Raw genomic sequence first — 10,370 nt, 5'->3', positions numbered from 1 at the left:
GCGCCCGGCGGGCCCGCCCCCCCCCCGCCCCGCCCCCCGGGCCAGGCGCGCTCCCACCACACACCCCCGGGGGGGCGCGGGCCGCCCCCGCCCCCCCCCCGACCCCGATCGCCCTGGCCGTAAGACCCGGACGCCAGGCCGCCGCGATAGGCCGAACGGATGACAGGGCCAGGGCCTGGAGACGGCCTAGTGGGGTGGCCATGGCCTTCATCGCCGGCTTCTCGCCGGGCACGCAGAACGAGCTCAAGGAGCGGCAGAGCGCCCTCGTCCTGCGCGACGACGAGGAGGACGGCGCTCCGCCGCGCTCCCGGGTGGACCTCGACGCCGGTCGCGCCGTCATCCGTGTGCCGGCTACGGGCGGCAGCGGTACGTGAACTCCGCCGCGGCGGTCTGCTGCGCCGGCGAGATCAGCTGGAGCTCGGCCTTCGCGGGGTAGGTGCCCGCGCCCTGGAACGTCCACAGCAGGTGGAGGCGGGCCTCGTGCCGCCCGCTCGGCACCCGCTCGGTCAGCTGTTCCGAGCGCGTGCCGTCGCTGCGCACCCAGCGGTAGGTGAGGGTTCCCGGGCGCCCGTTGGTCCGTACGACGGCCACCACGTCGGCGGTCGCGTCACAGCCGGGGCCCTCGGGGGCGGTGGTGACCGCCACGTCGCGGACCTCCAGGGCCGGGCCGTAGCGCTGCCAGCCCAGGTACACGAGGACCGCGAGCAGGATCACCGCCGCCAGGGTGTAGCGCCGCCATTCGCCTGGCCGGCGGGGTGGCGCGGGTGCCGGGGCCACCGGGAAGGGCAGCGGGAGAGCGGCCGTCACTCCGGGGCCGAACCGCAGCACGGACCCCTCGACGCGGTCCGGCCGGGCCCCGCCGGGCAGCCGCCGGGTCCCTTCACCGGCGGGCGCCTCCAGCTGCCGGGTCGCGTTTCCGCCGGGTATGTCCAGCTGTTGGGTCGCGTCCTCGCCCGGCGGGTCGAGCCGCCGCGTCGGGCTCTCGCCGGGCGGGTCCGGCCGCTCGGTCTCGTCCGGGTGCCGGGGCGGGCCGCTGATCCAGTGGCTGCCGAGGACGGTGGCGCTGTACTCGTCGTCTTCGCCCTGCGGGGCGCGGGGATCGCTCATCGGGGCACGACCACGCAGCGCGGGATCTGGGTGGTCGCGTACGCGTACCGCTTGGGCGCCGCGGGTTTCGTGGAGACGCGCACCGTCAGGTGGCAGCCGCTGCCACGCGTGAAGGTGTGCCTCTGCGACAGCGTGCTCGGCGCCCCGGCGGGAGCGGGGAGGCTGTCGGTGCCGTCCGCGACGGCGAGGTCGTTCGGCGCGTTGCCGAGGAACCACTCGAGAACGACGGTCACGGGTCCGCCTTTGGCGTTGAGGTTCACGGTCGCGTCACCGACCGTGGGGCCGGCTTTGAGGGTGACGGACACCGAGGAGACGACCACGCTCGGGCTGGGCGTGGGTGTCGGGGACGCGGTGGGGGACGGCGTCGGGGACGGCGGGACGCTGTAGCTCGGCGTGGCGGACGCGGACGGCGTCGGACTGGGCGTCGGGCTCGGGCTCGGGCTGGTGCTCTGGCTCGGCGAGGCAGACGGCTCCGGGGACGGGGCGGCGGCAGGGGGCGCCGCCGACGCGCTCGACGTCGCGAAGGAGTTCAGGGCCTTCGCCCCGCCCGGCTCCGCGCCGACCGCCTGGTAGCCGAGCACGGCCACGATCCCCAGCACGAGGGTGGCGCCGGCCGCGACCAGGCCGCGCCGGCCCGGGGTCCAGCGCGGCGCGGGAGCCGGCAGCGTCGTCGTGGCCAGCGCGGTGGTGCCCTGCGTCGGGGCGCCGGCCGAGGGGAAGAGCAGCGGCAGCAGCGCGGCCAGCGCGGCCAGCTTGCGCTGGCCGCGCTCCTCCCACTGCGGGCCGTAGGCGGACAGGGCCACCGACTCCAGCTCCGCGACGAACCGCTCGGCGTCTTCGGGCCGCTGCTCGGGGGCCTTCGCCAGCCCCCGCCGGATCAGCGGGCGCACCGGTTCCGGGGCCTCGGTCTCGGGCACCGGCGCCTCGACGTGCTGGACCGCGAGCTCCGCGAAGCTCTGACCGTCGAAGGGCTTGCGGCCGGTCAGGCATTCGAAGAAGGTCGCCGTCGCCGCGTACACGTCCGCCGCGGGCGAGGCCGGCCGGCCCTGCCACTGCTCCGGCGCCATGTAGGCGGGCGTGCCGGCGGCCCCCGGTGTCGTACCCAGCGGCGTGGCGATCCCGAAGTCGACCAGTTTCGAGGTGCCGTCGGCCGCGACCAGCACGTTCGCCGGCTTGTAGTCGCGGTGGACCACACCGGCACGGTGGGCGTCGGCGAGTCCGAGCAGGGAGCCCTTCAGCAGGACCAGTGCGGCTTCGGGACCGGTCTGCCCGCACTGTTTGAGGAGGGCGTTCAGCGGGACGCCGTCCACGAGTTCCATCACGATGCCGGCGCCGCCGGGCGCCTCCACGTACTCGTACAGCCCGACCACGTACGGCGACCTGAGATCACCGAGCAGCTGGGCCTCCGCCCGGAACTCGCGGACGAAGGCCGGGTTCTCGAGCATCCGGTCGTTCAGGTACTTCACCGCGACGGCCGTGCCGGTGCCGTCGTGGACCGCGAGCACCACGCGGCCGCTGGCCCCCGAGCCGAGCGGACGGACCTCCGAGTAACCGGGAACCGACCACATGCCGTTCATACCTTTCCCCCTGCCGTGGCGTGACCGCGCTCCGGGACCGGTCTTCGCAAGGGACCGGCCACCACCTGGGACACGTTCTCGCCACGGCTGGTTCCCGGCAGGGCACCGGACCCGGCCGAGCGCTGGTCCCGGCCGGGTCACGCGAGCGTGGCGGCGGCGTCAGGCCGCCTCCGCCTCCGCCTCCGCGCCGATCATGGCGTGCAGCCGGTCGGCGGCCGCCCGCCCGAAGTCCGGATCGTTGATGTGGGTGTCGTAGTCGTAGAGCCGGGCGGCGCTGCCCCGCAGTCCCTCGCGCAGTGCCGAGAACAACGCCCCGTCGGCGTCGGGGTCATGGTAGGGCCCGCCCGGCGCGCCGAGCGTGGACAGTCCGCGCAGTGGGACGCAGACGGCGGTGGGGCCGGTGGCCGCACGGAGTTTGGCGGCGACCCGGCGGCCCAGTTCGGCGCATTCGGCCCCGGTCGTACGGATCACCGTGATCGAGGGGTTGTGCACGCGGACCCGGCGGAAGCGGACCCGGTCCGGCAGGCTCTCCATCGGGCCGAACTTCACCATGTCCAGCGCCCCCAGGCTCACCACCTGCGGGATCCCGGCCCGACCGGCCGCGCTGAGCCGGTCGGGACCGGCGGTGAGGATGCCGCCGCACAGGTCGTCGGCGAGCTCGCTGAGCGTGAGGTCGAGGACGCCCGCGAAGATCCCCTGGCCGGCGAGGGTCTCCAGGGTCCGCCCGCCGGTACCGCTGACGTGGAAGACCAGTACCTCGTAGCCGAGGTCCGTCAGTCGCTCCCGGGCCGCGTCCACGCCGGTCGTGGTCACCCCCGCCATGCTCGCGGCGATGAGCGGCCGGCCGCCCTCGCCCAGCCGGGCCGGCCGCCGCAGTTCCGTCGAGGCGCGTTCGAAGGCCTTGGCCATGGCCGCGACGGCCGCGACGGCATTGGCCAGGACCGGTGCGGAGACACTGTTGATCCCCGCGATGTCCACGATGCTGTACATCATGGTGAGGTCCGCGGATCCGACGTACGGGGCCACGTCCCCGGACGCCATGGAGGAGACCATCACCTTCGGGACGCCCAGGGGCAGCGCGCGCATCGCCCGGGTGGCGATGGACGTTCCGCCGCTGCCGCCGATGGCGAGGACCCCGTGCAGGCGGCCCTCGGCGTGCAGGCGTAACAAGGTCGCTTCCGCGCCCCGGGCCATCGTCGTCACGGCCGCACCCCGGTCGGCGGCCGCGCGCAGTTCGGACAGTTCCGTTCCCGCGGCCCGCGCCACCGCTTCACGCGGCACATCGGCGGGCACACGGGGCTCGTTCATGATTCCTGTGTCGACCATGACCACTTCGACGCCGGCGCGCAGCAGCCTCTCGCGCAACCAGCCGTACTCCACACCCTTGGTGTCCAGGGTTCCCACCAGCACGACGTTCGTCATAGGTGCAATGTCCATGCAGGTGGGGTTTGCTGGCAAGTAAAGGTCGGGTCAACCCTCGTTGTCGAGGAGTTCCAACAGCCTTTCCAGGAAAGGGATCTGAGAGACCACCAGCTTGTTCCGGGCCGTCTCGGGGCCGAACCACTCCACCCGGTCCAGCTCGGGGAACTCCGCGGTCCGCCCCGATTTCGGCGGCCACTCCATGGTGAAGGTCCCGTGTACGGCCAGCGCCGGATCGAGGTCCGCGCGCACCGCCCAGACCGTCACGAGTTTGCCGCCGGGTATCCGTACCTCGCCCAGCGGCAGGTACGGGCCCTCGGGCGGCGGCAGCCCGACCTCCTCCGTGAACTCCCGGCGCGCGGCGTCGCGCGGAGCCTCCTCGGGCCCGTACTCGCCCTTCGGGATCGACCAGGCGCCGGCGTCGCGCCGCTCCCAGAGCGGGCCGCCCATGTGGCCGAGCAGTACTTCGGCGGCGGCGCCGCCGCCGGTCTCCGTCGTGCCCGTCTGCCTGAACAGGAGCAGTCCGGCGCTGCGCTTCGCGGTCATGGCCTCATGTATGCCCCGTCCGGGCCGGACGGACTCAGTGGTCGTGCGGGCCGTGCCGGTGCACCGGGCCGTGGGAGTCCGCGCAGTGCGGGTCCGGCGGCGGGTAACCGCTCTCGCCCGGGCGGCCGACCGTCAGCAGGGAGTCCTGGACGTGGTCCACCTGGAGGGTGGTGTGCGTGATCCCGTACTCCTTGGCCAGCAGGGCCTCCAGGTCCCGGCGCACGGCGTGGCAGTCGCCCTCCGGCGCCACCAGGACGTGCGCGGACAGCGCGGCCTGTCCGGAGGTGATGGTCCAGATGTGCAGGTCGTGGACCTCGGTGACCGGCGGCTGCCCGACGAGGCGGTCGCCGACCGCGTCCGGGTCCACGTGGGCCGGTGCGGCCTCCAGGAAGATCCGGCCGGACTCCCGGACCAGCCCGTAGCCCGCCTTGACCATCAGGGCGACCACGACGAGCGTGGCGATCGAGTCGGCCTGCCGGAATCCGGTGGTGAGCACGATCAGACCGGCGACGGCGGTGCCGATGAAGGCGAACAGGTCGTTGAGGACGTGCTGGTAGGCGCCCTCCACGGCGAGCGAGGAGCGGTTCGCCTTCGAGATGCACCAGGCCGCCGCGATGTTGACGACGATGCCCGCGAGCGCCGTCACCAGCACGAGACCGCCCTCCACGGGCGGCGGGTCGGCCAGCCGCCGCACCGCCTCGTAGGCCAGCCAGAGCGCCAGCAGGAGCAGGGTGAGCCCGTTGGCCTGCGCGGAGAGTATCTCCGCGCGCTTGAGGCCGTAGGTGAATCCGCCGCGCGCCGGGCGGGCGGCCAGCCGCATCGCGATCAGCGCGAGGACGATCGAGACGGCGTCCGTCAGCATGTGGGCGGCGTCCGAGATCAGCGCCAGGGAGTGGGCCAGGACGCCGATGACCACCTCGATGGCCATGAAGCCGGCGATGAGGCCGAGGGCGATGGCCAGCCAGCGGCGGTCGGCGTCGGCGGCGACACCGTGGCTGTGGCCCGCGTGGCCGTGGCCGCCCTGCGCCGCGTGGCCGGTGGCGTCGTGATCGTGCGGCGCGTGGTCGTGCGCGCTCATGGCGTCCCCCGTGGGTCGGTTCGCGTTCCTGTTCCGCGGAACGCGTCGCCTGAAGTGAAGCGCACCGCACGGCTATGGGCAAAGGCTGCAACGGGGACCGTTGTCATTACCCATAAGACGGCCCTGACCTGCGGTTATGCCGTGCCGGTCGGATCGTGGGAAAATCTCTTCATGGTCCAGCGCCACGGTGCGGGTACCGCACCCGAGCTCGTATTGGAAACCGACGGGGGCTCCACCGCGCTGAGCCCGCGCCAGACGTACCACGTCGGCCGGGACCCTCTCTGCGAGATCTGCCTCGAGGACGCCCGGGTCTCCTGGCACCACGCCGTCCTGCGCCCCGAGGGCGACCACTGGACGCTGCAGGACGACAACAGCACCAACGGCACCTGGGCCGACGGCCACCGGATCCACGAATGGGCCGTCGGAGTCGGCAGCGAACTGCGCTTCGGCAGCGCCGCCGACGGCCCGCGGGTGCGCTTCGTCGATCCCTCGCCCGCCGTCGCCCGCCCCTCCTCGGTCTCCCACCCGAACCTCACCACCACCTTCCGGCAGCCGACGTCGATCCGTCCGCTGGCCCCCGCCGCCGCCGTCCGCATCGGCCGCGCCCCGGACAACGACCTCGTCCTCGACGACCTCGTCGTCTCCCGCTACCACGCCGAACTGCGCGCCCGCGTCGACGGCACGTACGAGATCGCCGACCTGGGCAGCCACAACGGCACCTACCTCAACGGTGCCCGCGTCGCCAGGGCCGTGGTCATAGGCGAAGGCGACGTCGTCGGCATCGGCCACACCGCCTTCTGCCTCGTCGGCGACCAGCTCCAGGAGTACGTCGACACCGGCGAGGTCTCCCTCGACGTCCAGGACCTCGGCGTCGCCGTCGACCACGGCCGCAAAACCCTCCTCGAACACGTTTCCTTCCCCGTCGGCGCCACCACCCTGCTCGCGGTGGTGGGCCCCAGCGGCGCCGGCAAGTCCACCCTGCTCGGCGCGCTGACCGGCCTGCGCCCAGCCGACCACGGCACCGTCCTCTACGACGGCCGCGACCTCTACCGCGACTACGCGGAGCTGCGCAGTCGCATCGGCCTCGTCCCGCAGGACGACATCCTGCACGCGCAGCTCACCGTCCGCCGCGCCCTCGTCTACGCGGCCGAGCTGCGCTTCCCTCAGGACACCGCCAAGGCCGAACGAGAGGCCCGCGTCGACGAGGTGATCGGCGAACTCGGCCTCCAGCAGCGCGCCGACCAGCCCATCCACAGCCTTTCCGGCGGCCAGCGCAAGCGGGTGTCCGTCGCCCTGGAACTGCTGACCAAGCCCTCCCTGCTCTTCCTCGACGAACCCACCTCCGGGCTCGACCCGGGCATGGACCGCTCGGTGATGCACATGCTGCGCGGACTCGCCGACGACGGCCGCACGGTCATCGTCGTGACGCACAGCGTGCTCAACCTCAGCGTCTGCGACCGCCTCCTGGTCCTCGCGCCGGGCGGGCGCATCGCGTTCTACGGCCCACCCGACGAGGCACTCGGATTCTTCGGCTTCGACCAGTGGCCCGAGGCCTTCGAAGCCTTCGAGAACCAGCGCGACCGTGACTGGGCCGGGGGATTTCGGGCCTCACCGGTGCACCAGCGCTACGTCCAGGCCGCCGCCGGCGGGCCCCCGCTCATGGGGCAGCCCGAGCGGGCCGCCGGCCTCGCGCCCAAGCCGCCGCCCAAGGCCCAGAGCTGGGGCTCCCAGCTCTCCACCCTGATCCGCCGGTACTCCGCCGTGCTCTGCGCCGACCGCACCTTCCTGATCATCATGGTCGCGCTGCCGTTCGTCATGGGCGCCATGGCCCGCGCCCTGGCCGGTAGCACCCTCAACGCCGAGACGGCCCTGAACGCCCTGTTCATCCTCTGCGTGGGCGGAGTGCTGACCGGCGCCGCCAACGCGGTGCGCGAACTCGTCAAGGAGCGCGTCATCTACCAGCGCGAGCGCGCCGTCGGCCTGTCCAGATCGGCGTACCTGATGTCCAAAGTGGTCGTCCTGGGCACGGTCACGGTCGGCCAGGCCGTGGTCCTCACCCTGGTCGGCCTCGCCGGAGTCACGACCAACGCCCCGGGCGGCAAAGGCGTCTACATGCCACCGCTGTTCGAGATCACCCTCGCCGTCGCCCTGCTGTCCGTCACGGCCATGCTGCTCGGACTGCTGATCTCCGCCCTCGTGAGCAAGGAGGAGGTCACCATGCCGCTGCTGGTCCTCCTCACCATCGTCCAGGTCGTCTTCTGCGGCTCCCTGCTGAAACTGACCGGCGTCCCCGTCATCGAACAGTTCGCCTGGTTCGTGCCGGCCCGGTGGGCCATGGGGGCGATGGCGAACACCATCGACCTGGGCGCCATCGTGCCCGGCAAGATCACCCAGGACCCGCTGTTCGATCACGAGGCCGACCTGTGGCTGATCGAGATGGGCATGCTGGTCGCCCTGTGCGTGCTGTTCGGCGTACTGGTGGTCCGGGTGCTGCGACGCCACGAACCGGCCATCATGCGGAAGTAGCCGCCCATGACCAGCCCCGGCACGGCCGAGGACTTCAGGCCCACCCACATCGTCCCCCAGCAGGGCCTGCCCGCCTGGGAGACCCCCGACCTGTCCCGCCCCACCGTGCCGCTCGACGGCTTCCTGCCCGTGCAGATGCTGTCCCGGCGCGGCGAGTGGGGGGAGGTCCTGTGCGCGAACGGCTGGGCCGCCTGGGTGGACGGGCGCATGCTCGTCGCCGTGCCGCAGCCCCCGCCCACCGGCGGACGCCCCCTGACGCGCACGGAGGACCCGCAGCCGCTGCTCGAACGGTGCGCCGGCGAGCTGGAACGCTACCGGCGGGCGGTCGCCGAGCTCGCCGACGGGCGGACCGACCCCGATACCTTCCGGCGCACCGTACGGGGACTGCGCGCCGGCGTCGTCGTCGACGGGGAGGCCGTGTGGCTCTACGACGAGACGGCGGGACGGTGGATGTACGCGGACGGCACCCGCATGTCGACCTACGCGGTCGTCGCGGGACCGGGTGCCAGGCCCGGGTCGGAGTCGCCGCCGCGCGAGGCGGACACGGCGCCCGTGCCCGACGTACAGCACGCTCCCACCAGGATCGTGGACGTGCCCGGACCCGAGGCGGGGTGATGGGCTCGGCGCCGGGCGCCGACCCGGTGCACGGGCGCGCATCCGACCTGCGGGGGAGACGGATCGCCGGCTATGTGGTGGAGGCCGAGATCGGGCGCGGCGGGATGGCGGTCGTCTACCGGGCGCACGACGTACGGCTCGACCGGACCGTCGCGCTGAAACTGCTCGCCCCCGAGCTGGCGCGCAACGACACCTTCCGACAGCGGTTCGCGCACGAGTCGAAGGTCGCGGCGGCCATCGACCATCCGCACATCGTGCCGGTCTTCGAGGCGGGGGAGACGGACGGGCTGCTGTACATCGCCATGCGGTACGTGGCCGGGCAGGACCTGCGGGCCATGCTGGACCGGACGGGGCCGCTGCCGGTGGACACGGCGGCGCGGATCGCCGGCCAGGTCGCCTCGGCGCTGGACGCGGCGCACGACCACGACCTGGTGCACCGGGACGTGAAGCCCGGCAACATCCTGGTCGCGGAGGGGACGGACAGCGACCACCCCGAGCACGTCTACCTGACGGACTTCGGGCTGACGAAGAAGTCGCTGTCGCTGACCGGCTTCACGAGCGTCGGGCAGTTCGTCGGCACCCTGGACTACGTCGCGCCCGAGCAGATCGCCGGAAAGCCGGTCGACGGCCGCTGCGACGTCTACAGCCTGGCCTGTGTGGTCTACGAGACGCTGACCGGCGGGCCGCCGTTCCAGCGCGATGACGACTTGGCCCTGCTGTGGGCCCACCAGTACGACCCGCCGCCGCCGGTGAGCTCACGGCGGCCCGGCCTGCCGGCGGGGGTGGACGCGGTGCTGGAGCGTGCCCTCGCCAAGCTACCGGAGGACCGGTGGGACAGCTGCCTGGATTTCACGGGGGCGCTGCGGCGGGCGGGGTCCGGTCCCGCCGTGCCCGTCCGCGAGCCCACCCGGGTGACCCCGGCATCCGGCGAACCCGCGCCGCCACCGCCGCGGTGGGCGCTGCCGGTCTTCTAGGACGGCTGTGGGTCTTCTAAGACGGCTGCCGGTCTTGCAAGACAGGGGAGGGCAGGCCGGGACGGCCTATTCCCCGTCGGGGGAGGGCGCGCACACGACGTGCGCGGTGACCTCCGCGTGCGAGGCCGAGGTGTACCAGCCCGTGCGCCCGTCGCCGTCGACGACGGGGTGGCTGGCAAGGACCGCGTGCGTGGGGGAGCCGTCGCGGGCACGGCCCCAGTGGGCGGTGGAGTACCCGCCGGACTGCACGATCGTGCCGCGCGGGCAGAACACCCGGCTGACGGAGACCGCCTCGGCAGTGGCGTCCTCGCGTCCGGTGTCCCCGGAGAGGTGGCGGACGCCCGAGCCGGTCGCCTGGGTGGGAAGGGCGGTGGAAAGGGTCAGGGCGAGCGCGGAGAGGGCGATCAGGCCAGCGGCGTGAAGCGGCCGGAACAGGCCTTTGGTCATGTTCACGGAGGCGAGCGTGACATGCGGAAACGATCCACCGATGAACCGATATCCGTCCGTTCACCCGGACGGCTCAATGGC

The 10,370-nt window shown here is 73.2% G+C and carries 9 protein-coding genes and 1 pseudogene; 4 read left to right on the top strand and 6 right to left on the bottom strand.

The genetic code is table 11. The features are described from left to right. Nucleotides 1-212 precede the first annotated feature (212 nt). A pseudogene (locus tag ACFWBY_RS18595) lies at nt 213-374 on the top strand (DUF6191 domain-containing protein); the annotation flags it as partial. Here ACFWBY_RS18595 and ACFWBY_RS18590 read toward each other — a convergent pair. The 5 genes from ACFWBY_RS18590 to ACFWBY_RS18570 all read right to left on the bottom strand — a co-directional run bounded on the left by ACFWBY_RS18590 (nt 352) and on the right by ACFWBY_RS18570 (nt 5,727). Next, nucleotides 352-1,107, bottom strand: coding sequence for a hypothetical protein (locus tag ACFWBY_RS18590; RefSeq protein ID WP_385336718.1), 756 nt, complete (start codon nt 1,105-1,107; stop codon nt 352-354). The pseudogene ACFWBY_RS18595 and the gene ACFWBY_RS18590 overlap by 23 nt on opposite strands. Then, nucleotides 1,104-2,684: a serine/threonine-protein kinase gene (locus ACFWBY_RS18585; protein ID WP_385409675.1), complete on the bottom strand. Its 1,581-nt coding sequence runs from the start codon at nt 2,682-2,684 to the stop codon at nt 1,104-1,106. The genes ACFWBY_RS18590 and ACFWBY_RS18585 overlap by 4 nt, the downstream gene beginning before the upstream one ends. Nucleotides 2,685-2,843: 159 nt before the next feature. Continuing rightward, the gene (locus tag ACFWBY_RS18580; protein WP_385336713.1) at nt 2,844-4,106 is read right to left on the bottom strand and encodes a Tm-1-like ATP-binding domain-containing protein; all 1,263 of its coding nucleotides are present in this window, start codon (nt 4,104-4,106) and stop codon (nt 2,844-2,846) included. Between the two features lie 48 nt (nt 4,107-4,154). After that, a complete protein-coding gene (locus ACFWBY_RS18575; protein WP_385336710.1) occupies nt 4,155-4,649 on the bottom strand; it encodes an NUDIX domain-containing protein in 495 nt (164 codons plus the stop codon). A gap of 34 nt (nt 4,650-4,683) precedes the next feature. Next, nucleotides 4,684-5,727 carry a cation diffusion facilitator family transporter gene (locus ACFWBY_RS18570; protein ID WP_385336706.1) on the bottom strand — a complete coding sequence of 348 codons (1,044 nt, stop codon included), beginning with the start codon at nt 5,725-5,727 and terminating at the stop codon, nt 4,684-4,686. A 171-nt stretch (nt 5,728-5,898) separates the two neighbouring features. Between ACFWBY_RS18570 and ACFWBY_RS18565 the strand changes: the two genes are divergently transcribed. Genes ACFWBY_RS18565 through ACFWBY_RS18555 form a run of 3 tightly spaced genes read left to right on the top strand, consistent with a single transcriptional unit; the run spans nt 5,899 to nt 9,842 of the window. Then, entirely contained in the window at nt 5,899-8,253 is a 2,355-nt protein-coding gene (locus ACFWBY_RS18565; protein WP_385336703.1) for an FHA domain-containing protein, read from the top strand. A gap of 6 nt (nt 8,254-8,259) precedes the next feature. Then, on the top strand, nt 8,260-8,868 hold the full coding sequence (locus ACFWBY_RS18560; protein ID WP_385336700.1) for a hypothetical protein: 609 nt from the start codon (nt 8,260-8,262) through the stop codon (nt 8,866-8,868). Continuing rightward, nucleotides 8,868-9,842, top strand: coding sequence for a serine/threonine-protein kinase (locus ACFWBY_RS18555; protein ID WP_385336697.1), 975 nt, complete (start codon nt 8,868-8,870; stop codon nt 9,840-9,842). Before ACFWBY_RS18560 ends, ACFWBY_RS18555 begins: the two co-directional genes overlap by 1 nt. Nucleotides 9,843-9,908: 66 nt before the next feature. On the opposite strand, the gene ACFWBY_RS18550 is transcribed toward ACFWBY_RS18555, so the two are convergent. Next, a complete protein-coding gene (locus ACFWBY_RS18550) occupies nt 9,909-10,295 on the bottom strand; it encodes a hypothetical protein (RefSeq protein WP_385336694.1) in 387 nt (128 codons plus the stop codon). Nucleotides 10,296-10,370 lie beyond the last annotated feature (75 nt).

It is taken from the genome of Streptomyces sp. NPDC060049 (assembly GCF_042736715.1).
GTDB lineage: Bacteria > Actinomycetota > Actinomycetes > Streptomycetales > Streptomycetaceae > Streptomyces.
The sequence above is the reverse complement of the archived record's forward strand: the minus strand, read 5'-3'. Positions and strand labels throughout refer to the sequence as shown.